Annotated in this window: 19 protein-coding genes and 1 pseudogene; 10 read left to right on the top strand and 10 right to left on the bottom strand. The window is 58.9% G+C overall.

Translation table 11 applies throughout. From position 1 onward, the window contains the following. Window positions 1-23 precede the first annotated feature (23 nt). Window positions 24-1,081: pseudogene (ygjJ, locus tag ABLV30_RS24820) on the top strand (protein YgjJ). Between the two features lie 17 nt (window positions 1,082-1,098). Beyond that, window positions 1,099-3,447 carry an alpha-glucosidase gene (ygjK, locus tag ABLV30_RS24815; RefSeq protein WP_265801072.1) on the top strand — a complete coding sequence of 783 codons (2,349 nt, stop codon included), beginning with the start codon at window positions 1,099-1,101 and terminating at the stop codon, window positions 3,445-3,447. A gap of 39 nt (window positions 3,448-3,486) precedes the next feature. Here the strand turns inward: ygjK and lsrG are convergent, their stop codons facing one another. From lsrG to lsrA, 6 genes are read right to left on the bottom strand one after another with little or no spacing between them, the layout of a single operon-like run. Next, window positions 3,487-3,783 carry a (4S)-4-hydroxy-5-phosphonooxypentane-2,3-dione isomerase gene (gene lsrG / locus ABLV30_RS24810; protein ID WP_004854408.1) on the bottom strand — a complete coding sequence of 99 codons (297 nt, stop codon included), beginning with the start codon at window positions 3,781-3,783 and terminating at the stop codon, window positions 3,487-3,489. Then, window positions 3,780-4,667 (bottom strand): 3-hydroxy-5-phosphonooxypentane-2,4-dione thiolase, encoded by an 888-nt coding sequence (gene lsrF, locus ABLV30_RS24805; RefSeq protein ID WP_004125444.1) that lies wholly within the window; start codon window positions 4,665-4,667, stop codon window positions 3,780-3,782. Before lsrF ends, lsrG begins: the two co-directional genes overlap by 4 nt. Before the next feature lie 11 nt (window positions 4,668-4,678). Next, window positions 4,679-5,680 carry an autoinducer 2 ABC transporter substrate-binding protein LsrB gene (gene lsrB, locus ABLV30_RS24800; protein ID WP_014839604.1) on the bottom strand — a complete coding sequence of 334 codons (1,002 nt, stop codon included), beginning with the start codon at window positions 5,678-5,680 and terminating at the stop codon, window positions 4,679-4,681. 1 nt (window position 5,681) lies between these two features. Then, window positions 5,682-6,674 carry an autoinducer 2 ABC transporter permease LsrD gene (gene lsrD, locus ABLV30_RS24795; protein WP_014226923.1) on the bottom strand — a complete coding sequence of 331 codons (993 nt, stop codon included), beginning with the start codon at window positions 6,672-6,674 and terminating at the stop codon, window positions 5,682-5,684. Beyond that, on the bottom strand, window positions 6,675-7,709 hold the full coding sequence (lsrC, locus tag ABLV30_RS24790; RefSeq protein WP_014226924.1) for an autoinducer 2 ABC transporter permease LsrC: 1,035 nt from the start codon (window positions 7,707-7,709) through the stop codon (window positions 6,675-6,677). It lies immediately after the preceding gene. Beyond that, complete coding sequence (gene lsrA, locus ABLV30_RS24785) at window positions 7,706-9,193, bottom strand: autoinducer 2 ABC transporter ATP-binding protein LsrA (RefSeq protein ID WP_224373420.1); 1,488 nt, start codon at window positions 9,191-9,193, stop codon at window positions 7,706-7,708. The genes lsrC and lsrA overlap by 4 nt, the downstream gene beginning before the upstream one ends. Before the next feature lie 219 nt (window positions 9,194-9,412). Between lsrA and lsrR the strand changes: the two genes are divergently transcribed. The 3 genes from lsrR to ABLV30_RS24770 all read left to right on the top strand — a co-directional run bounded on the left by lsrR (window position 9,413) and on the right by ABLV30_RS24770 (window position 14,259). Continuing rightward, window positions 9,413-10,384: a transcriptional regulator LsrR gene (lsrR, locus tag ABLV30_RS24780; protein ID WP_004105944.1), complete on the top strand. Its 972-nt coding sequence runs from the start codon at window positions 9,413-9,415 to the stop codon at window positions 10,382-10,384. 37 nt (window positions 10,385-10,421) lie between these two features. Next, entirely contained in the window at window positions 10,422-12,014 is a 1,593-nt protein-coding gene (gene lsrK / locus ABLV30_RS24775; RefSeq protein ID WP_143440068.1) for an autoinducer-2 kinase, read from the top strand. Between the two features lie 223 nt (window positions 12,015-12,237). Continuing rightward, a complete protein-coding gene (locus ABLV30_RS24770; RefSeq protein WP_265801069.1) occupies window positions 12,238-14,259 on the top strand; it encodes an NADPH-dependent 2,4-dienoyl-CoA reductase in 2,022 nt (673 codons plus the stop codon). A 98-nt stretch (window positions 14,260-14,357) separates the two neighbouring features. Here ABLV30_RS24770 and rlmG read toward each other — a convergent pair whose 3' ends face one another. After that, on the bottom strand, window positions 14,358-15,488 hold the full coding sequence (rlmG, locus tag ABLV30_RS24765) for a 23S rRNA (guanine(1835)-N(2))-methyltransferase RlmG (protein WP_014839608.1): 1,131 nt from the start codon (window positions 15,486-15,488) through the stop codon (window positions 14,358-14,360). A 104-nt stretch (window positions 15,489-15,592) separates the two neighbouring features. Beyond that, window positions 15,593-16,936, bottom strand: coding sequence for a glycoside-pentoside-hexuronide (GPH):cation symporter (locus ABLV30_RS24760; RefSeq protein ID WP_265801066.1), 1,344 nt, complete (start codon window positions 16,934-16,936; stop codon window positions 15,593-15,595). Window positions 16,937-17,043: 107 nt separating this feature from the next. Here ABLV30_RS24760 and ABLV30_RS24755 point away from each other — a divergent pair, with 107 nt between their 5' ends. From ABLV30_RS24755 to ABLV30_RS24745, 3 genes are all read left to right on the top strand, one after another. Next, window positions 17,044-17,910: an AraC family transcriptional regulator gene (locus ABLV30_RS24755; protein WP_109212935.1), complete on the top strand. Its 867-nt coding sequence runs from the start codon at window positions 17,044-17,046 to the stop codon at window positions 17,908-17,910. Window positions 17,911-18,038: 128 nt separating this feature from the next. Next, entirely contained in the window at window positions 18,039-19,682 is a 1,644-nt protein-coding gene (locus tag ABLV30_RS24750; protein ID WP_257198266.1) for a glycoside hydrolase family 43 protein, read from the top strand. A gap of 78 nt (window positions 19,683-19,760) precedes the next feature. Beyond that, window positions 19,761-20,264, top strand: a complete 504-nt coding sequence (locus ABLV30_RS24745; protein WP_025108311.1) for a M48 family metallopeptidase — start codon at window positions 19,761-19,763, stop codon at window positions 20,262-20,264. Here the strand turns inward: ABLV30_RS24745 and ABLV30_RS24740 are convergent. Both ABLV30_RS24740 and ABLV30_RS24735 read right to left on the bottom strand, forming a co-directional pair. Then, complete coding sequence (locus ABLV30_RS24740; RefSeq protein ID WP_004105955.1) at window positions 20,244-20,618, bottom strand: type II toxin-antitoxin system death-on-curing family toxin; 375 nt, start codon at window positions 20,616-20,618, stop codon at window positions 20,244-20,246. The genes ABLV30_RS24745 and ABLV30_RS24740 overlap by 21 nt on opposite strands. Continuing rightward, the gene (locus tag ABLV30_RS24735; RefSeq protein ID WP_004105957.1) at window positions 20,615-20,836 is read right to left on the bottom strand and encodes a type II toxin-antitoxin system prevent-host-death family antitoxin; all 222 of its coding nucleotides are present in this window, start codon (window positions 20,834-20,836) and stop codon (window positions 20,615-20,617) included. Before ABLV30_RS24735 ends, ABLV30_RS24740 begins: the two co-directional genes overlap by 4 nt. Before the next feature lie 159 nt (window positions 20,837-20,995). On the opposite strand from ABLV30_RS24735, the gene ABLV30_RS24730 reads away from it, so the two are divergent. Both ABLV30_RS24730 and ABLV30_RS24725 read left to right on the top strand, forming a co-directional pair. Beyond that, window positions 20,996-21,985 carry a Gfo/Idh/MocA family oxidoreductase gene (locus tag ABLV30_RS24730; protein ID WP_016808035.1) on the top strand — a complete coding sequence of 330 codons (990 nt, stop codon included), beginning with the start codon at window positions 20,996-20,998 and terminating at the stop codon, window positions 21,983-21,985. Between the two features lie 250 nt (window positions 21,986-22,235). After that, a complete protein-coding gene (locus tag ABLV30_RS24725) occupies window positions 22,236-23,204 on the top strand; it encodes a TerC family protein (protein WP_048260487.1) in 969 nt (322 codons plus the stop codon). The last annotated feature ends 2 nt before the right edge of the window (window positions 23,205-23,206 follow it).

The following is a 23,206-nucleotide window of genomic DNA, read 5'->3' as shown; positions in this document are numbered from 1 at the left end:
TTACAATATCTCTTAATAATGCGATGAAAAAGAATAACTTGATTTACGGGGCGCTTGCCGCTCTGGCCTTCTGCACACCTGCCGTAGCGGCTGATGTTGCTCACCCGGCGGAACATGATGATATGAAAACGCCTGAACTGAGCGCCACTTCCTATCGTTTTTACGGTGAACTGGGGGTCGGCGGATATATGGATTTAGAAGGCGAGGATAAACATAAATATAGCGATGGCACCTATATTGAAGGCGGGCTGGAAATAAAGCACGGTAGCTGGTTTGGCTTAATTTATGGCGAAGGCTGGACGGTCCAGGCCGATCGTCAGGGGAATGCCTGGGTACCGGACACAGCTGGGGCGGATTCGAAGGTGGAATAAACCGCCTCTACGGCGGATATAAAACCGATAGCAGCACCGAGATTATGCTCAGCCTGCGCCAGGATTCATCGCTCGACGATCTGCAGTGGTGGGGCGATTTCACACCCGACCTCGGCTACGTGATCCCCAATACGCGCGATATTATGTACGCGCTCAAGGTGCAGAACCTGGCGGGAGATTTTCGCTACAGCGTGACCGCCACGCCCGCCGGGCACCACGATGAAAGCAAAGCGTGGCTCCATTTCGGCAAATACGACCGCTACGACGATAAATATACCTACCCGGCGATGGTCAACGGCTACGTCCAGTACGATATTGCCGAAAAGGTCACCTGGATGAACGGTCTTGAGCTAACCGACGGTACCGGTCAGCTCTTGTTAACCGGTATTCTCACCCCCAACCTCGCCGCCCGCGCCTGGCACCATACCGGGCGCGCCAGGGGGCAAAACGTGCCGGGAACGGAGACCGGCTTTATGGCCAGCGCCATGTATGAAGCGCTCAAGGGCGTGTATCTCTCTACCGCCTATAGCTACGCCAAACATCGCCCGGATCGCGCCGCCGAGGAAACCACCTCGTTTATGCAGTTCGGCATCTGGTACGAATACGGCGACGGACGGTTCGCGACCGCCGCGGACAGCCGCTTCTACATGAAAAACGCCTCCGGAGACCCGAGCGACCAGGTTTTCCTGATGCAATATTTCTATTGGTAAAAAGGGATATCAATACCGTGAAAATCATCACCACTCTGACGCCGCTGGCCTGCGCCCTGCTGCTAAGCTTTTCCGCCCACGCGCTGACCGCGGATGACTTTAAAAATGTTATCAACCGCAGCGGCGCGCCGCAGGCGATGCAGGATTTCGATGGCGACGACCACCAGCGTTTCAACCCGTTTTTCGATTTGGGCGCATGGCATGGGCATCTGCTGCCGGACGGTCCGGCCACCATGGGCGGCTTTCCGGGGCCCGCGCTGCTCACCGAGGAGTACATCAACTTTATGGCGACCCATTTCGATCGCCTGACGGTGTACCAGAACGGCAAAAAAGTGGCCTTCACCATGCAGGCCTGGAGCCTGCCCGGGGCGCTGGTGCAAACGCTCTCCGCGCCCGGCGTACAGATCGAGATGACCCTGCGCTTTGCCAGCGCGCACACGTCTTTACTGGAGACTAAAATCACCAGCAGCGGTCCGCTTAAGCTAGTCTGGGACGGCGAGCTGCTGGAGACGCTCTCCGCCAAAGAGGGGAAACCGCAGTCAACGCAAACCATCGACCAGGCCTTCCCGGACTATCAGCGCCGCCTGAGCGCGACCCACGACGGACTGACGGTCAGCTTCGGTAAAGTCCGTTCCGCATCGGATTTAATGACCTCCGGCGAATCGCAGTATCAGATCCATCGCTCCCTGCCGACGGTCACCCAAATCGATGGCCATCGATTCACCAGCAGCGCGCAAATCAACGGCTCGACCACGCTTTATACCACCTACTCGCACCTGCTGAACGCCGAGCAGGTGCGCCTTGAGAAAGCGCAAATCCGCGATATTCTGGCGCGACCGGCGCACTATCTGCGCGCTTCCGAGGCGCGCTGGAACGGCTATCTGCAAAAGGGGCTGACCAATCCGGATGCCACGGCGCACCAAACCCGGGTGGCGGTGAAAGCGATCGAAACCCTTAACGGCAACTGGCGCGCGCCGGGCGGCGCCGTTAAGCACAACACCGTCACGCCGTCGGTAACCGGGCGCTGGTTCTCCGGCAACCAGACATGGCCGTGGGATACCTGGAAGCAGGCCTACGCCATGGCCCACTTCAACCCGGAAATCGCGAAAGAGAACATCCGCGCCGTCTTCTCCTGGCAGATTGCCGCCGACGATAAAGTGCGGCCGCAGGATGCCGGGTTCATTCCGGATCTGATCGCCTGGAACCTGAGCCCGGAGCGCGGCGGCGACGGCAGCAACTGGAACGAGCGGAATACCAAACCGAGCCTGGCGGCCTGGTCGGTGATGGAAGTCTATAACGTCACCAAAGATAAAGCCTGGCTGGCGGAAATGTACCCGAAGCTGGTGGCCTACCATGACTGGTGGCTGCGCAACCGCGACCACAACGGCAACGGCGTGCCGGAGTACGGCGCGACCCGCGATAAAGCGCACAACACCGCCGATGGCGCGATGCTGTTTACCGTGAAAAAGGGCGATAAAGAACGGACGCTTTCCGGCCTGAAAACCTACGAGCAGGTGACGGCGAAGGGCGATTACGACAGCCTGGAGATCCCGGCACAGGTGGCAGCCTCCTGGGAGTCGGGGCGCGACGACGCGGCGGTCTTCGGCTTTATCGATAAAGATCAGCTGGATAAATACATCGCCGACGGCGGCAAACGCAGCGACTGGACGGTGAAATTTGCTGAAAACCGGGATAAAAGCGGCAATCTGCTCGGCTATTCGCTGCTGCAGGAGTCGGTCGATCAGGCCAGCTATATGTACAGCGACAACCACTATCTGGCGGAGATGGCGACCCTTCTCGGCAAGCCGGAGGAGGCAAAACGCTACCGGGCGCTGGCGCAAAAGCTCGCCGACTATATCAACACCTGCATGTTCGACCCGCAGAGCAAATTCTATTACGACATTCGCATTGAAGCGCAGCCGCTGGCAAACGGCTGTGCCGGTAAGCCGATCGTCGAGCGCGGCAAAGGGCCGGAGGGCTGGTCGCCGCTGTTCAACGGCGCGGCCACTCAGGCGCATGCCGATGACGTCATTTCGGTGATGCTGGACAACAAAGAGTTCAATACTTTCGTACCGCTGGGTACCGCCGCATTAACGAATCCGGCGTTTGGCGCGGATATTTACTGGCGCGGCCGCGTGTGGGTGGACCAGTTCTGGTTCGGCCTGAAAGGGATGGAGCGCTACGGCCACCGCGAAGAGGCGCTGCAGCTGGCGGATGCCTTCTTCAGGCACGCCCGGGGGTTAACCTCCGATGGCCCGATTCAGGAGAATTACAATCCGCTCACCGGCGCTCAGCAGGGCGCGCCGAACTTCTCATGGAGCGCGGCGCATCTGTACATGCTGTATAACGAGTTTTTCCGTAAGTAGCTACGATGTCCCCTCACCCCGCCGGGGTGAGGGCTCGTCTTACACCTCCGGCAGCAGGCCGATAAAGCTGCGCTTCTGCCGCGGCTGCGACATCAGCGCCTCCAGCTTCGCCACGCAGGCCAGATAGTGCGGGGTTTTCTTGTGCGCCAGCACCGCGTCATCGTCGATATAGGCTTCATAGATAAAAAAGCGCGTCTTCACCTCCGGGTCCTGCAGGACGTCAAAGCGCAGATTGCCCGGCTCCTGCAGCGCTCCTTCGTGGTTGGCGCGGAACACCTCAAGAAACTCGTCGACCCGTTCCGGTTTGATATTGATTTCCACCAGCGTTACGTTCATTGCAGCTCTCCCTGTTTTTCCTCCTGCCAGAACTGATACGCCTCGCGGGCGCTCAGGTTCTCATGCACCACTTTTTTCACCGCCTTCAGCATCGCGCGCGGCGCGCTGGACTGGAAGATATTCCGCCCCATATCCACGCCGGAAGCCCCCTGGTCGATCGCCCGCCAGCACATCTCCAGCGCCTCCTGCTCCGGCAGCTTTTTGCCCCCGGCGATGACGATCGGCACCGGGCAGCTGGCGGTGACTTTCTCAAAGCCTTCCTCAACAAAGTAGGTTTTCACGAACTGCGCCCCCATTTCGGCGGCAATGCGGCTGGCCAGCGAGAAGTAGCGGGCGTCGCGGGTCATCTCTTTGCCCACGCCGGTTACCGCCAGCACCGGCATACCGTAGCGGTTGCCGGCGTCCACCAGCTTGATAATGTTGTTGATCGACTGATGCTCATGCTCGCTGCCGATATAGACCTGCGCCGCCACCGCGCAGACGTTCAGGCGCAGCGCGTCCTCCATCGCCACCGCCACGCACTCGTTGGAAAGTTCGCTGAGGATCGAGTTGCCGCCGGAAGCGCGCAGCACCACCGGTTTGTTGGTCGCCGCCGGGACCTGACTGCGCAGCACGCCGCGGGTGCACATCAGCACGTCGGTCTCTTCGAACAACGGCGCAATAGAGAGATCGATACGCTCCAGCCCGGTGGTCGGCCCCTGAAAATAGCCGTGGTCGAACGCCAGCATCACCGTACGGTTGCTCTGCGGGTTGAAGATACGCGCCAGCCGCGACTGCATCCCCCACTCCAGCGACCCGCAGCCCTTCAGCGTATAGAGCGTATTCTGCTGCGGACGGTCTAAGCCGAAGTTTTTTCCCTCTTTGATATCGTCTAAATCAGCCATCTCATCCTCCATCAGAAATCGTAGTTATTGATATTCTCTTTGGTGAACACCACCCGCTCCGGCAGCAGCACGATGCCGTTGCCTTTCGCTTCATACTGATAGCCCTGCACGCTGTTGGGCTCGACTTTCAGGGCGCCGAGATCTTTCACATCAACGCTGTCGCCGACGTTAAGATCGCCCTTTTTCAGCAGACGATCGGCGACGTTAACCGCGATCTTGCCCTGCTGCACCACGTCCCACAGGCCGAAGGCTTTTACCGTGCCGCGCTCCACGTAGGGGCGCATCACGTTCGGGGTACTAAAGCCGACAATCGCCACGCCCTGGCGCTTGAGGTTCTCTGCCGCCTGGGCGGCCGCCGGAAGCGCGTTGGCGTCCGGGGCGATAATGGCGTCGAGATCCGGGTACGCTTTTAAGATCCCCTCGGCGGTTTGCAGCGATTTAGTGGCGTCGTTATAGCCAAACTGCGTGGTCACCACTTCCCACTGCGGATGCGCTTTTTCGATTTTGGCCTTCGCCTCTTTTACCCACTGGTTCTGGTCGGTCACCGTCGGGCTGGAGTAGAAAAACGCCACTTTGGCGCCAGGCTTCGTCACCTGCTTTTCCGCCATCTCCACCAGCAGGCCGCCGAGCTGCTGCGGCGTCCCCTGGTTGATATAGATGCTGCGGCACTCTGGTTTGGTATCGGAGTCCCAGGTCAGGACCTTCACCCCGCGCTGCATCGCCCGCTTCAGCGCCGGGCACAGCCCGTCCGGCGATACGGCGGAGACGATAATTGCGTTGTAGCCCTGGTTGACGAAGTTGTTGATCAGCTGCACCTGGCCGGAGACGCTCGGTTCGGTCGGGCCGTCGTAGGTGACGTCCACGCCGAGCGCTTTGCCCGCCTCTTTCGCGCCGTTACCGCCGCTGGTAAAGAAGCCGACGCCAACCAGCTTAGGAATAAAGGCGATACGGTCCGCCGCCTGGGCCGATGCCATACCCAGCGCCATCGCCAGCACGATCAGTTTTGTTTTCATTTTATGCTCCGATTGTTTTACGCGAGAAAAGACGCCGCCAGCTCATCCGCACCCATTCACGGTGCAGGCTCAGCGAACGCCCCATCACCACCACAACCAACAGCGCCCCTGACAGCGCGCTCGACACCTGGTTGGGGATGCCGACCATTTGCAAACCTTGTTGTAAATAGCCCACCAGCAGCGCGGCCAGCGCCGTGCCGACGATCGAGCCGGAACCGCCGTAGATATTGGCCCCGCCGAGCACCGCGGCGGTCAGCGCCGGCATCAGCAGGTCGCGTCCTAAGTCCGAGCGCGCCGAGCCGAAATAGGAGACCATCACCAGCGCCGCTACCGCCGACGCCACGCCCACCAGGCCATACAGCGCGTAGGGCATCCCGTTAACGGAAAGCGCGGCGTAGCGCGCGGCGCGCGGGTTCTGCCCGAGCAGAAAAAGGTGCCGCCCAAAGCGCCCGCGGTGGGCCAGCAGCCAGAAGAAAAAGGTGATAACGGCGAACAGCACCAGCGGTATCGGCAGGCCGAACAGGGTCAGGTTGGCGAAGGCGGTAAAGCTATCCGGGAATCCACCGATGCCTTCGTAGCCGGTTGCCCCGGCCATACCAGAAAGCAGCAGCGCGCCGCCGCCGTAGAGGTACAGGGTGCCGAGCGTAATCACCAGCGGGCTAATACCGGTGTAATGAATCAGCGCCGCGTTCAGCAACCCGCACAGCAGGCCGAGCAGCAGCGTCAGGGGGATTGCGAGGCTCATGGGCCAGCCCGCCTGCATCATCACCCCCAGCGCGATGGCGCACAGGCCGATGGTGGAACCGAGCGAAATATCAATCCCGCCGCTGATAATTACCAGCGTCAGCGGCAGCGCCACGATGCCAATGCAGATAAAGTCGCTGGTGCTGAACAGCAGCATATTGAGATCCAGCATGCGCGGATTCAGGGCGCCAAACAGCAGGATCTCCAGCACCAGTAGCGCCAGCAGCGCGCTTTCCCAGTTGAGCTTCATTTACGCCACCTCTTTGTTTTTGCGTTCGGGAAACGGGGCCACGCGCTTGCCCCCTTTATTACCGGGCTGAAAGCGGCTGTACTTCAGCGCCCGCTGATGGCGGGCCAGCGCCTGACGCAGACGCCCGTCGAGCACCAGTACGCCGAGCAGCACCAGGCCGGCGATGAAGTCGTTCCACCACGCCGGGAGACGGAACAGCACCAGCACGGTGTCAATTTGGGTGAGGAAGAAGGCGCCGAGAAAAGCGCCCAGCAGCGTGCCGGTACCGCCAAGCAACGAGATCCCGCCGAGCACGCAGGCGGCGATGGCCTTCATCTCCAGGCCGCTGCCGGTCTGATTGGGCACAAAGCCAATCTGCGCGGCGAACACAATCCCGGCGCAGGCCGCCAGCATGCCGTTAAGGGTAAATGCCAGCATCCGCGTGCGGTTCACCGCCACCCCGAGCTGGCGGGCCGCGGCGAGGTTATCGCCGACGGCGTAAAAATCACGGCCAAAGGCGGTGCGCGACAGTATCCAGCCGCCTGCCAGCAGCAGCGCCAGCACCAGCCAGCCCAGCGGCGAAATACCGATGAACGCCGGTTCCGACAGCGCCTTCAGGCTGTTCGGTAAACCTTCAATCCACTTACCGCCGGTCCACAGCAGCATCACCCCGCGATAGAGCCCGAGGGTGCCGAGGGTGGCGACAATCGCCGGGATGCGCAGCCCCACCACCAGCAGGCCGTTAAAGGCGCCGGCCAGCGCGCCGATCGCCAGCGCGAAAGCGATGGCGGTCATCAGGCCATACCCGCTATTCAGCGCCACGCCTGTCGCGATAGCGCTCAGGCCGACGGTGGAGCCTACCGAAACGTCGATATTGCGGGTCAGCATCACCAGCGTCGCCCCCAGTGCCAGCAGGCAAAGGATCTGCGCGCTGGCAAAGATCATAGCCAGGGTTTGCAAACTGAAATAAGCCGGGTTGAGCGCCACCAGCCCGGCAAACAGCACCACGATGGCGAGAAAGGCGCTCAGTTCACGATTCTTTAATAACGTTTTCATGCCTGTCCTCCGAAGGCCAGGGTCATCATCCGGTCAACGCTGACCGCCTGCTGCGCCAGCTCGCCGCTCTGCCTGCCCTGATGCATCACCAGCACCCGATCGGCCAGGCCAACGAACTCGTCGAGATCGCTGGAGATCATCAATACCGCCACGTTCTGCGCGGCGACGCTTTTCAACAGCTGATAGATGTCGGCGCGGGCGGAAACGTCCACGCCGCGGGTCGGCTCATCGACGATCAGCAGCAGCGGGTTAGCCTCCAGGCAGCGCGCCAGCAGTACCTTCTGCTGGTTACCGCCGGAGAGCGTGCGCACCGGGCGATCGCCATCGGCCATTTTGATCCCCAGCGCCCGGTGATAGCGCTCCACCACCGCCGCTTCGCGCCTGTTCTGCTGCCACAGCGACGGCTGGTTAAACATCACCGTGTTCCAGCGCACCGGCGCATCGAGAAACAGCCCGGAAACCTGCCTGTCCTCCGGCAGATAGACCAGCCCGCAGGCCAGCCTGGCGCGCGTACTGTCGCGGCTGATATCGCGGTTTTCCAGCCATACCCGCCCGGCGCGCGCCGGTCGCAGACCGTAGAGCGTTTCGGCAAATTCGGTGCGCCCGGATCCGACCAGCCCGGCGAGGCCGACGATCTCCCCGGCGCGGATCTCCAGGTTGAGATCGATAAAACCTTCTCCGGTCAGATCTTCTACTCTAAGGACCGGGAAATCCTGCGCCTGAGTGCGGCGATTGCCCGGCAGCGCCAGCCACAGCTTTTGCGTGTCGCTCAGCGCACGATCGCGGCTGACGGGCGTCATTGCGCCGATTAGCTGGTTGTCGCCGTAGTGCGCGGTTTCCCCGCTCAGCACCACCGCGCCGTCGCGCATCACCGAGACGTGGCTGGCGACCTGGCGGATCTCCGGCAGCTTGTGCGAGATAAACACGATCCCGACGCCGAGCGCCTGCAAAGAGCGGATCTGGCGAAACAGGCGCTCGGTTTCCCCCGGCGTCAATGAGGCGGTGGGTTCATCAAGGATCAGGATCTGCGCGTCACGCATCAGCCCGCGCAGGATCTCCACCATTTGTTGGTCGGCGACTTCCAGGGTGCTGGCCGCCGCCTCAAGGTTAAGCTGGCAGCTAAGCTGCTGAAGCTTTTCCTGCAGGGGGGCCTCGGTATCCGCCCGCTTTGGCAGACGAAAAAGAATATTTTCCCGCACCGTCAGATTGGGGAATAACATCGGTTCCTGCGGCACCAGATACACGCCCTGCTGATGGGCCTGGGCGGGAGTAAGGCGCGCAAATGTACGTTCGCCGAGGATGAGCTCACCGCTGTCGGGGGTCTCTACCCCGGCGATAATCTTCATCAGCGTCGATTTTCCGGCGCCGTTACCGCCCATCAGCGCGTGCACCTGGCCGGAAAGCAGCGTGAAATCAATCTGCTTCAGCACGGTGACGCCGGAGAACTGTTTGCCGATTTGGCGAGCTTCAAGCAGTGGCTTCATCATCGCGCCTCATTTTGAACAAAAGATTTTTTAAATTAATAATGTTCAAAAGCGTAGACGGTGAACTATATTTACAACCGTGCAACGATCACAGTTTTATGCTTTCGATCGTTTGAAGAAAACCAGCGGACAACGAAAGATCCGTTTTGCCAGTCGGCTCACATTTTCCGACCGCGCAATAACGAACATATGATCTAAATTTTTATAAGAGTTCACTTTATGAGCGAAAAACGCATTACGGAAGAGAGCCGCTACGCCGGGCTGGCGTTAGCCGAGGAGGAGCTGGTGGCGCGGGTGGCGTGGTGTTACTACCACGACGGCCTGACGCAGAACGACATCGGCGAGCGTTTAGGGCTGCCGCGGTTAAAGATCTCCCGCCTGCTGGAGAAGGGCCGCCAGTCGGGGGTGATCCGCGTCCAGATTAATTCGCGCTATGAGGGCTGCCTGGCGCTGGAAACCGAACTTCAGCAGCGCTTCGGTCTGAAAATTGCCCGCGTGCTGCCGGCGCTGAATACCCCGCCGATGAACACCCGCCTGGGGATTGGCGCGGCGCAATCGTTAATGGGCGTGCTGGAGCCGGGACAGCTGCTGGCGGTGGGCTTTGGCGAAGCCACCATGAGCTGCCTGCAGCACCTGAGCGGGTTTATCGGCTCCCAGCAGGTTCGGCTGGTGACGCTTTCCGGCGGCGTAGGTCCGTATATGACCGGCATTGGCCAGCTGGATGCCGCCTGTAGCGTCAGCATGATCCCCGCGCCGCTGAGGGTGTCATCGGCGGATGTGGCGGAGATCCTGCGCCGGGAATCGAGCGTCCGCGACGTGATCCTCGCCGCGACGGCGGCGGATGCGGCGGTGGTAGGTATCGGCGCCATTGACCAGCGCCGGGACGCCACCATCCTGCGCTCCGGCTATATCAGCGAAGGCGAACAGCTGATGTACGCCCGCAAAGGCGCGGTCGGCGACATTTTAGGTTATTTCCTGCAGGCCGACGGCAAACCGGTTGAAGGGCTGGAGATCCATCGGGAACTGCTCGGCGTCACCCTTGATGAGCTGGCGCAGCTGCCGACCATCGTGGGCGTCGCCGGGGGCACAGAAAAAGCGCAGGCGATTTACGCGGCCCTTATCGGCAAGCGGATTAATGGCCTGGTAACGGAAGAGACAACAGCACGCGCGGTGCTGACGCTGGCCTCATAACGGCCCTGCGCCGCGCAACACGAGCGAGGCGCATGTCATGAGTTACCTGTTAGCGTTAGATGCCGGGACCGGCAGCATTCGGGCGGTCGTATTCGATCTCCAGGGCCGTCAGATAGCGGTCGGCCAGGCCGAATGGAAGCACCTGAGCGTGGACAATGTCCCCGGCTCGATGGAGTTCGACCTTGGCACCAACTGGCAGCTGGCCTGCCAGTGTATCCGTCAGGCGCTGGCCGCCGCCCATCTCTCTGCGGCAGATATTCAGTCCGTGGCCTGCTGCTCGATGCGTGAAGGCATCGTGCTTTACGACCGCAACGGCGAGGCCATCTGGGCCTGCGCCAACGTTGACGCCCGCGCCAGCCGCGAGGTGGCGGAGCTCAAAGAGATCCACGACGACCGTTTTGAATCCGAAGTGTACGGCGTGTCCGGGCAGACCCTGGCACTGAGCGCCATGCCGCGCCTGCTGTGGCTGGCCCATCATCGCCCGGATATCTACCGCAAAGCGGCGACCATCACCATGATCAGCGACTGGCTGGCGGCAAAGCTTTCCGGCGAACTGGCGGTTGACCCTTCTAACGCCGGAACGACCGGCATGCTCGATCTCTTCAGCCGCGACTGGCGCCCGGCGCTGCTGGATATGGCCGGGCTGCGGGCCGATATTCTCTCGCCGGTCAAAGAGACCGGCAGCGTACTGGGAGCGGTGACCGACGCGGCGGCGGCGCAAAGCGGGCTGCGCGCGGGCACGCCGGTGGTGATGGGCGGCGGCGACGTCCAGCTCGGCTGCCTGGGCCTCGGCGTGGTGCGCGCCGGGCAGACGGCGGTGCTCGGCGGCACTTTCTGGCAGCAGGTGGTTAATCTGCCGGAAGTCCGAACTGACCCGGAGATGAATATTCGCGTTAACCCGCACGTCATTCCCGGCATGGCGCAGGCGGAGTCCATCAGCTTCTTCACCGGCCTGACCATGCGTTGGTTCCGCGACGCGTTCTGCGCGGAGGAGAAGCTGATTGCCGGGCGCCTCGGCGTCGACGCCTACAGCCTGCTCGAAGAGATGGCCAGCCGCGTGCCGGCGGGTTCCCACGGGGTGATGCCGATCTTCTCTGACGCCATGCACTTTAAGCAGTGGTACCACGCCGCGCCGTCGTTTATTAACCTCTCCATCGACCCGGAAAAATGCAATAAGGCCACCCTCTTCCGCGCGCTGGAAGAGAACGCGGCGATTGTCTCTGCCTGTAATCTGGCGCAAATTTCGCAGTTTTCCGGCGTGCAGTTTGACAGCCTGGTCTTTGCGGGCGGGGGCTCAAAAGGCGCGCTGTGGAGCCAGATCCTCAGCGATGTCACCGGCCTCCCGGTGCGGGTGCCGGAGGTCCGCGAGGCGACGGCGCTGGGCTGCGCGATCGCCGCCGGCGCCGGTGCCGGGCTGTACGGCGATATGGCGGCGACGGGCGAGAAGCTGGTGAGCTGGCACCGGGAATTTACGCCCAATCCGGCGCATCGCGAGCTATATCACGAGATGATGATCAAATGGCAGTCGGTGTACGCCGAGCAGCTCGGTCTGGTGGACAGCGGATTAACGACCTCGATGTGGCAGGCGCCGGGGCTGACGCGCCGTGCCCCTGTTGCCCCCTCACCCTAAGCCTCTCCCCTACAGGAGAAGAAACCGTCCGGGCATAACTGGCCCCGGCACCATTCCGCCCTTCTCCCTCTCCCGGAGGGAGAGGGCCGGGGTAAGGGAGAACCTTCCGCCGTTCTTTGAATCCCATCACAATCGCCGCACTCCCCTTTTCCCTTTTCGCCCGCGGCGGCTAAATTAGTAACTCATCCGACCACATAACAATAATTTTACACTGGAAGAGATTATGAGCCGCTACCCGTCGCTTTTCGCCCCGCTTGACCTGGGGTTCACAACGCTCAAAAACCGCGTGTTGATGGGCTCGATGCACACTGGCCTGGAGGAGCTGCCGGACGGCGCACAGCGGCTGGCGGCGTTTTACGCCGAGCGCGCCCGCCACGGGGTGGCGCTGATCGTCACCGGCGGGATTGCCCCGGCGCCTTCCGGCGTCACCATGGCGGGCGGCGCGGTGCTTAACGACGCCAGCCATCTCGCTCATCACCGCCATATCACCGATGCGGTACACGAAGAGGGCGGCAAAATCGCGCTGCAGATCCTGCATACCGGGCGCTACAGCTACCAGCCGCAGCTGGTGGCTCCTTCCGCGCTGCAGGCGCCGATCAACCCCTTTACGCCTCACGAACTGAGCCACGAAGAGATCTTACAGCTGATCGATGATTTTGCCCGCTGCGCCCAGCTGGCGCGGGAAGCCGGGTACGACGGCGTCGAAGTGATGGGCTCGGAAGGCTATCTGATTAACGAATTTCTTGCCGCGCGCACCAACCTGCGCGACGACCAGTGGGGCGGCGACTACGCCCGACGCATGCGTTTTGCCGTAGAGGTGGTCAGAGCCGTGCGGGAGCGCGCGGGCAGCGATTTTATTATTGTCTACCGCCTGTCGATGCTCGACCTGGTCAGCGGCGGCAGCACCCTGGCGGAGGTCACCGCGCTGGCGAAAGCGATTGAGGCCGCCGGGGCCACGATTATCAATACCGGCATCGGCTGGCACGAGGCGCGCATTCCCACCATCGCCACTCCGGTCCCGCGCGGCGCGTTTAGCTGGGTCACCCGCAAGCTGAAAGGCGCGGTGTCGATCCCGCTGGTCACCACCAACCGGATTAACGATCCCGCCGTGGCGGAGGCGATCCTGGCCCGCGGAGACGCCGACATGGTATCGATGGCCCGCCCTTTCCTCGCCGACAGCGAATTTCTCTCTAAAGCACAGAGCGGGCGGGCGGATGAGATCAATACCTGTATTGGCTGCAACCAGGCCTGCCTCGATCGGATCTTCGCCGGTAAAGTCACCTCGTGTCTGGTCAACCCGCGCGCCTGCCATGAAACCCTGATGCCGATAGCGCCCGCGACCGCACCGAAGCGGCTGGCGGTAGTCGGCGCCGGTCCTGCCGGCCTGGCCTTTGCAGTTAACGCCGCCTCGCGCGGGCATCAGGTGACGCTCTTTGACGGGCACCATGAGATTGGCGGCCAGTTTACTATCGCCAAACAGATCCCCGGCAAAGAGGAGTTCCATGAAACTCTGCGTTATTACCGTCGGATGCTGGATCTTACCGGCGTCGCGCTGCGGCTTGAAACCCGGGTGACGGCCGACGATCTGCGGGCATTTGATGAGATAATCCTCGCCACCGGGATCGCCCCGCGGATGCCGGATATCGCCGGGATCGATCATCCGAAGGTGCTGAGCTACCTCGATGTCCTGCGTGATAAAGCGCCGGTCGGCGAGAAGGTGGCGATTATCGGCTGCGGCGGGATCGGCTTTGATACCGCCATGTACCTCAGCCAGTCCGGCATCGCCACCAGCCAGAATATTGGCGAGTTCTGTGCGGAATGGGGGATCGATACCAGCCTGCAGAGCGCGGGCGGATTACGCCCGGAGGGGATGCAGCTGGCTAAAAGCCCGCGCCAGATCGTGATGCTCCAGCGCAAAACCAGCAAGCCCGGCGACGGGCTGGGGAAAACCACCGGCTGGATCCATCGCGCCACCCTGCTGGCCCGCGGCGTCCAAATGATCCCCGGCGTCAGCTATCAACGGATCGATGATGCCGGCCTACATGTGACGATCGGCGGCGAATCTCAGGTGCTTAACGTTGATCATGTGATTATCTGCGCCGGTCAGGATCCCCGCCGCGAGCTTGCCGATCCGCTGCAGACGGCGGGTAAAACGGTGCATTTGATTGGCGGCTGCGACGTGGCGATGGAGCTGGACGCCCGGCGGGCAATCGCTCAGGGCACCCGGCTGGCGCTGTCGATTTAGGGAAAGAAAACCCGGCCGGTAGTCCGACTAAGGTATCAGCCGGTAGCCCGGCTAAGGCGTCAGCCGCAAGCCGGGGAAACCGGGAAAGCCGATAACGCTCAGCGCTGTTTGCGCACCTTTGTCGCTTTCAACACCACAAATTTATTATTGGTGGCGATCGTCGTGCAGTTACCGAACGCGCGCTTCAGCTTGCGGAAATAATCGAGATGGCGGTTACCGACAACATACAGCTCGCCGCCGTACTTCAGACTGCGGCGGGCGTCGTTAAACATCTGCCAGGCAATATGATCGGTGATCGCATGCTGCTGATGAAACGGCGGGTTGCAGAGGATGGCGGCGAAGCGGTCCGGCTCAATATCGGACAGCGCGTTATTCACCACAAACTCGCAGCGCTCGAGGTCATCCGGCATATTGGTTTCGACGTTCAGCCGGCTGGAAGCGACCGCCATATAGGACTCATCGGTAAACATCACCCGGGCGTCCGGATTTAAAGCCAGCGCTTTCAGGCCAATCACGCCGTTGCCGCAGCCAAGATCGGCGATCTCGCCTTCAATATTTGCCGGCAGATGCTCCAGGAAGAAGCGCGCGCCAATATCCAGGCCGCTGCGGGCGAACACGTTGGCGTGGTTGTGAATCGTCCACGGCGTACCGTCCAGCGGCCAGCTGTAGGTTTGCGGCGCATCGGCCACCTCAGGCGCGGTAAAGGTACAGAAAATCAGCCGCGCCTTTTTCCATGCCAGCGATGTGGTGGTGGTGCCCAGGATCTTCTCAAACAGCGCCAGGGTGGAATTGTGGACATCCCGCGCTTTCGCGGCGGCGATGATGCGGGTTTCCGGCGTGACAACCTCGCGCAGCGCGCGCAGCTGCTGCTCCAGCAGCGCCAGCTGCTTCGGAACCTTAATGAGCACCAGCGCCGGCGCGGCAGGCAGTTCGCTCAGGGGATCCTGAAAACGTACGCTCTCTTCATCAATGCCGTTCATCCGCAGGTTGTAGCGGGTCGCCAGCTCAGATACGTAGGAATCGTTGATGCTGACCGGGTTGCGTTCCGCCAGCGCGCAGCCCAGCGCGCCAAAGCTGTCATTGAAAATGAGCGTCAGGCCGTCGACGTCATTCACCTGTTGCAGCAGATATTCATCCGCCGCTTCCCACGCCTGAAGCGCTTCCTCTTCAGCATTCGGCGGGAACCGCTCTAATGTGAATAACTCACCGTTTAACTCTACCTGGCTCATCGCCTTTGTGCCTCCGGAACACTAAAACCCGCGAGTTTATACGCAAACTTCGCCCAGTAGAATAGAGATGCGCCGATTATCTCCATCTGCCGGGCGACAGTCCGTTACGCCGGGAGGTCGTCCTGCGCCAGGCGCGACAGGCGTTTATCGTCCAGGCTGTACTTGCTCATGATAACAATCAGCAGCGCCACCAGCACCCCGGGGAAGACGGTGAACAGCAGCGCGATCATCTGCAGCGCGGAGTCGGTTTGCTGCGCTGCGCCGCCAACGTAGTCGCCCCATGCCAGCATATAGCCCACCAGCGCGCCGCCGATGGCGATCCCCAGCTTGATGGCAAACAGGTTTGTTGAAAAAACGATCCCGCTGAGTTTTTTACCGCTGCGTTTCTCTTCCGCATCGATAATATCGGACAGCATGCTCCACTGCAGCGGCGTGGCGGCCAGCTGAATAATATTGATGATAATCACCAGCGCAAAGATAGCGGCCACGTTCCCCGCCGGGACGAAGTACATGCCTATCAGCAGCGCCGCCTCAATGGCCATCGAGATTTTAAACCCTTTCACTTTATCAATATTTTTAAAGATAAACGGGGAGAGCATCGCCCCCAGCACGCCGGAAGCCAGGGTGGTGGTCAGCAGCAGGCTGCCCAGATCCGCCCGCCCCATAATGTTGTTGACGTAATAGAGCGTGGTCCCGCCTTTAAACAGCACCGCAATCAGGTTAACGACGTTGAGCGCGAAGAGGATACGCCAGTCCTTGTTGGCGAGCAGGGTTTCCAGATCATCAAGAATGCTGCTTTGATTGTTGACCGCGATATCCGTGGTGTAGCGCTCTTTCGTCAGGCCGAAGCAGATAAAGAACAGAATGATGCTCAGGCACCCCATCACAATCATGGTGTAAAAATAGCCGTTTTGCACATTACCCTGACCCAGCCAGGCCACCAGCGGCAGCGCGGTCAGCGAGACAATCAGACCGCCGAGCGTACTGAGCGCAAAGCGCCAGGACTGAAGCGAAACGCGCTCGCGGGAATCGTTAGAGATATTATTGATCATCGCGCAATACGGAACGTTAATCGCCGTATAGACCAGCGATAATAAGGTATAAGAAACATAGGCGTAAATCAGCTTACCGGTATAGCCGAAATCCGGCGTATAAAACGTTAAGCAGCAAAGTACGCCAAAAGGAATTGCGAACCATAAAATATAAGGGCGGAATTGCCCATATTTAGTCCGGGTACGATCCGCCACCGCCCCCATTAATACATCGGTGACCGCGTCTAATACCCTGACTGCGAGAAACATGGTCCCCATATGCGCCGGACTTAAACCAAATACGTCGGTATAAAACCAGGCCATAAACAGCATCACCGTCTGCCAGACTAAATTACAGCCGGTATCCCCTAACCCATAGCTAAATTTTTCTTTAATACTGATACGGGCAGTGTTCATCGCGCCTCCGCCAGAAAGATCGTTAATATTTGTCCTCTGTACGTTATTGCTTAGGGCTTACCGATTATGTATAAATCATCCTGTTAAATATAAGAAGAGTGTACCCGATGAGTGATGAATCTCCCGTTTTCGAAAAGATCCCCGTGGGCGCCGGCGAGCTATTTACCCTGCGGCTAGATAACATAAACGATTTCAATGGCATAAACGTAGTCCCGCATTTTCATATGATGGACGAACTGATGTGGTTCCGAGAGTCGGAGGGCAGCTATTCGATTGGTGATGAGAAATTTACGATAAAAAACAATACTCTGATTTTTGTCCCCGCCTTACTGATCCATGAAATGACGCTCCCAGCCGCCGCCAGCCACAAGCGTTATCTTATGCAATTCGAAAAAGAGTGGCTCGAGGGATACGACCTGTCGCTCCCCGCCGCCCACTGCGGCGCGGTCGCTTACCTTTCCGGCGAGGAAGCCGAGCGCCTGGAGCTGCTGCTGAGCTGGTGCGGCGAGTTCAGCGACTTTACCGATTCGCTGTTTCGCTCCCTGATGCAGAGCGTACTGCTGCACGCCTTTAATAGCCTGAAAGATTCCGTCCCCATTACCGAACGCACCAACCATCGCTATCTGAGCGAGCTGATCGAACTTCTGCAATCTATTGATGAAAATGAAAATTTTGAGATGACAACCGAAGAAGCCGCCCGCCGCTGCCGGTGGTCGAAATCCTGGTTTTCCCGCACCTTTAAATCCGCCTTCGGCATCAGCTTCAAAAAATTTATGCTGCTGCGCAAACTGAATATCGCTATCAATCTACTGACCAACACCGACCTGAAGATTAGCGATATCTCGCAAAGCGCCGGCTTCACCGACAGTGCCTACTTCTGCCTCAAGTTTAAAGAGATGATGAACGACACCCCGCTGGCCTTCCGTCACAAAGTCAGAAGCACCGATGCCGTAGGGCGTCAGGCGGAGAAATAACGCGTTTTTGTGAGCCGCATCACCGGAGAAGTAGACGTTTATTATATAAATAGCCAGAGTCTATATATCCCCGTCGCCATCGCCTATTTACAATCATCGCTATATTTTGCGCATTAAGGGTAAATACGATGATTCAGAATCCTGTTTTTAAAGGTTTTAATCCTGACCCCAGTATCTGTCGGCGCGGCGATGATTATTATGTGGCGGTCTCTTCCTTTGAATGGTTTCCCGGTCTGCCGGTTTATCATTCGAGGGATTTAAAACATTGGCAATTACTTACCCACGTTCTTACCGATGATAATAATCCGGATTTAAAAAAGCTGCCCTCCGCCAAAGGCATTTGGGCACCGAGCCTGACCTGGTGTGAAGAGGAAAAGCTGTTCTACGTTATTTATGGCGTGATGAATTCCATGAATTCACGTTATTTCGATGTAGATAACTATCTTATTACCGCCAGTGAAATCACCGGCCCGTGGAGTGAGCCGGTTTATCTCCACTCTGCCGGGTTCGATGCCTCCATTTTGCACGACACCGACGGAAAAAAATGGATCGTATCCCTGGAGTGGGAAACCCGCGAAGGTTACGAAAAACCGGGCGCCATTTGCCTGGTGGAGTATTCGCCGCAAACGCGAAGCGTTGTCGGCTATCCGCAGCGGATCTGGCGCGGAGGTACCGATCGCGGCTGTATTGAAGCACCGCATTTGACGCGCCGCGGCGACTATTACTACCTGATGGTCGCCGAAGGCGGCACCGGCTACGGCCATGCGGTCACTATGGCGCGCGCAACGCAGGTCGCCGGCCCCTATGAAGGCGATCCGCAAAACCCCATCGTCACCTCCTGGCCGGAGAACTATAACGCGCGCCACGACGCAGACCATCTCAAACCACACTACTTCAATCCGCAAACTTATCTGCAAAAAGCCGGGCACGGCAGCTACGTCGAGACCCCGACGGGCGAAGTCTGGTTAACCCATCTTTGCAGCAGGCCCTTCCGCCAGGCGCTGCGCTGCCCGCTGGGCCGCGAGACGGCGATACAAAAGATGGTATGGAGCGACGATGGCTGGCTGCGCATGGCGGCCGGGGGGAACCTCGCTCAGCACCAGGTGGAAGAGTCTAATCTGCCTTCTCAGCCGTTTCCGGCTAAACCAGACAGGGATGATTTTGATGGGCAGACGCTGGATAACGCCTTCTATGCGCCGCGGATCCGCCTTCAGCGCTTTACCAGCCTTGAACGTAAAGCAGGCTACCTTGCCTTACGCGGCCAGGAGTCGCTGAGCTCGCTCAATAAAGTCAGCCTGCTGGCGAAAAAGCTCACCTCGGTATACGCCACCATCGTCACGAAGATGGAGTTCAGCCCGGAGATTTATCAGCACAGCGCCGGCCTGACGCTCTATTACGACAACATGAACTATATGTTTTTGCATAAAACCTGGGATGAAGCCTCCGGCGCAGCGCAGCTGGCCATCATTTATATGGATAACGGCGAGCGTCACGACGACCCGCAGAAAATCCGCCTTGCGGAGGGAGAAGTCTATCTGGCGATGGCGATTAACGGCCGGGAGATACAATGCTCGTGGTCCGCGGATGGCGAAAAATACCAAAACATCGGCGCGGTCTACGACACCTCGCATTTTTCCGATGAATACAGCCGCTACGGCGAGTTTACCGGCGCGTTTGTCGGCATGGCCTGCGTGGATAGCATGCTGCATCGTAAAGAGGCGCTGTTTGACTTCTTTAGCTACCGGGCGGTAGAAGACGCGATAATCGAGTAACGCCGCCTTTCTGGCATCCTGCCCGCGCGGGGTGCTAGAATCCCCGGCAGTTGTCGCTGAATGACCCAAACAGGCTGCATGAGCACTTTAACCTATCTCCAGGGCTACCCTGAATCCCTGCTTGCGCAGGTCACCGCGTTAATCGAACAGAACCGTCTCGGCGAGGTGCTGAAAAAGCGCTATCCGCAGGGTCACGATATCAACAACGATAAAGCGCTGTACCAGTATACCCAGGATCTGAAGTCCCGCTATCTGCGCGGCGCGGCGCCGATCAATAAGGTGATGTACGACAACAAGATCCACGTGCTCAACAACGCGCTCGGCCTGCATACCGCCATCTCCCGCGTTCAGGGCGGCAAGCTGAAGGCGAAAGCCGAAATTCGCGTCGCCACCGTCTTTCGCGATGCGCCGGTGGATTTTCTGCGGATGATCGTGGTGCACGAGCTGGCGCACCTGAAGGAAAAAGAGCACAACAAAGCGTTCTATCAGCTGTGCTGCCATATGGAGCCGCAGTACCATCAGCTGGAGTTTGATACCCGCCTGTGGCTGACCCAGCTTTCGTTAGAGCGCCAATTGCCGTAACGCATCAGCAAGAACCACTACCGTAGCTTCGCCTGTCGCAGCCAGCACAGTGAGTTCTTCCAACCGGGTATCTTCATCAGCGATAAGATACCCATTGCGGGCCAGGAACGTCATGGTGATAAAAAAAGCAGTCCTCTTATTACCATCATTAAAAATGTGCCCACGCGCGATAGCGACCCAATAGGTTGCAGCCAGTTCAAAAATGTCGTTCACCCCTTCATAGTGAAAGCGGTTCTGTACACGATAAATTATGGCTTCCGCCCGACCAGGATCGGACATACCTTTAACGCCGGGGAGATGTTGTAAAATGCGATCATGAAAGGCAATGACTTCGCTTGCGCTCACCCATTTCATCGATCGGTCAACGCCTTAACTGTGCGGCCGTGTCGCTGCATAATAAAATCAAACTCCGCATCAAGTTTGGCATTCATAAACGTTTCATATTCCGCCTTACTGATCAAAACATTAGACGTTCCATCACGCCGTGTAATTTCAATCGGTTCTCCGCTGGCAGCGGCGTCCATGACGGCCGCAATATTCTGTCTGGCTTCAGATGTACTGTATGAGCGCATAAATCTCTCCCGGCTTGAATTGTACACATTAATTGTACGCTTTATGCGTACATCAGACAACACACCACTCTTCAAGCTTCTGCGCCATAGCGCACTGGTTTTGTCATGATGGCGTGCTACAGTGACGAAAGGTCCCTTTTACGGAGTTCGTCAACGTTTATGATACGTTTCGCAGTTGTTGGCACAAACTGGATAACCAAGCAGTTTGTCGATGCCGCCCATGAAACCGGCAAATATAAACTCACCGCCATCTACTCCCGCAGCCTTGAGCAAGCCCAGGCCTTCGCCAGCGACTATCCCGTCGAACATCTGTTCACTTCGCTGGAAGATTTAGCGCAAAGCCCTGACGTTGACGCGGTCTATATCGCCAGCCCAAACTCGCTGCACTTCCCGCAAACCCGCCTGTTCCTGCGCCATAAAAAGCACGTGATTTGCGAAAAACCGCTGGCCTCGAACCTGCAGGAAGTCGAAGCCGCGATCAAAACGGCGCGGGAAAATAACGTGGTGCTCTTCGAAGCGTTCAAAACCGCCAGCCTGCCAAACTTCCTGCTGCTTAAACAGTCGTTCGACAAGATCGGCAAGCTGCGCAAAGCCTTTATTAACTACTGCCAGTACTCTTCCCGCTATCAGCGCTATCTCGACGGCGAAAATCCCAACACCTTCAATCCGGCCTTCTCTAACGGTTCGATCATGGACATCGGCTTTTACTGTCTGGCCTCCGCGGTGGCGCTGTGGGGCGAGCCTCGCGCGGTGCACGCAACCGCCAGCCTGCTGGAGAGCGGCGTCGATGGCCAGGGCACAGTCGTTCTTAGCTACGGGGATTTTGATGTCACCCTGCACCACTCGAAGGTCAGCGATTCCGCCATCCCCAGCGAAATTCAGGGCGAAGCCGGCGCGCTGGTGATCGAAAAAATCTCCGAATGCCAGAAAGTGTGCTTCGTGCCGCGCGGCGGCAAGCCTCAGGATCTCACCCAGCCGCAGCATATCAATACGATGCTGTATGAAGCGGAGGAGTTCGCTCGTCTGGTCGAAGCCAACGAGGTGGTTCATCCGGGTCTGGAAGTGAGCCGCATCACGGCGAAGCTGCTGAGCGAAATTCGTCGCCAGACCGGCGTGGTCTTCCCGGCGGATAGTCAACCGGTGGCGTAAAGCTGTGTAAATGGTCCGTCGGCCTCCATTGACGCCATTTATAACCTGTAATACTTTGTTACGCGCAAAGGGGAGTAACTTCCTTGCCGGCCGATCGTCATTACGATGCGTGAAAAACCGCATCCGGTCGCCGGGCAACAGATTCTTGTTGTAAGTGAGACCTTGCCGGAAGGCGAGGTCTATGCATAAAAGCGCAGCGGCTGCCGTCTTCCGACGTCAGCCGTTTTGTTTTTATGTAAGGAAAATAGTAATGAATACTGTCGGCACACCGTTGTTATGGGGCGGATTCGCAGTGGTCGTGGTCATCATGCTGGCTATCGATCTGCTGCTGCAGGGACGGCGTGGTGCGCATAGCATGACCATGAAGCAGGCCGCTGGCTGGTCCATTCTCTGGGTTACCCTCTCGCTGCTGTTTAACGCCGCTTTCTGGTGGTATCTGGTGCAGACCGAAGGTCGCGCCGTGGCCGACCCGCAAGCGCTGGCGTTCCTCACCGGCTACCTGATCGAGAAAGCGCTGGCCGTGGATAACGTCTTCGTCTGGCTGATGCTGTTCAGCTACTTTGCCGTTCCTCCTGCGCTACAGCGTAGAGTACTGGTTTACGGCGTACTGGGCGCGATCGTGCTGCGTACGATCATGATCTTCGCCGGCAGCTGGCTGATTTCTCAGTTTGAATGGCTGCTCTACGTCTTCGGCGCATTCCTGCTGTTTACCGGCGTGAAGATGGCGCTGGCGAAAGAGGACGATTCCGGGATCGGCGATAAACCGCTGGTGCGCTGGATCCGCAATCATCTGCGCATGACGGATAAAATCGAAGGTGAACGCTTCTTTACCCGCAAAAACGGCGTTATCTACGCCACGCCGCTGCTGCTGGTGCTGATTCTGGTCGAGCTGAGCGACGTTATCTTTGCCGTCGACAGCATTCCGGCCATCTTCGCCGTGACCACCGATCCGTTTATCGTGCTGACCTCAAACCTGTTCGCGATTCTCGGCCTGCGCGCGATGTATTTCCTGCTGGCGGGCGTCGCGGAGCGTTTCTCCATGCTGAAGTACGGCCTGTCGGTGATTCTGGTGTTTATCGGCATCAAGATGCTGATTGTCGATTTTTACCATATTCCCATCGGCATTTCGCTGGGCGTGGTCGGCGGTATTCTGGCGTTGACGCTGCTTATCAACGCCTGGGTCAATAAGCAGAACGATCGGAAAAAACAGCTGCAGTAAGA

It is taken from the genome of Klebsiella sp. CN_Kp113, assembly GCF_040064585.1.
Classification (GTDB): Bacteria; Pseudomonadota; Gammaproteobacteria; order Enterobacterales; family Enterobacteriaceae; genus Klebsiella; species Klebsiella michiganensis.
This window is presented reverse-complemented; position numbering and strand designations above follow the sequence as displayed.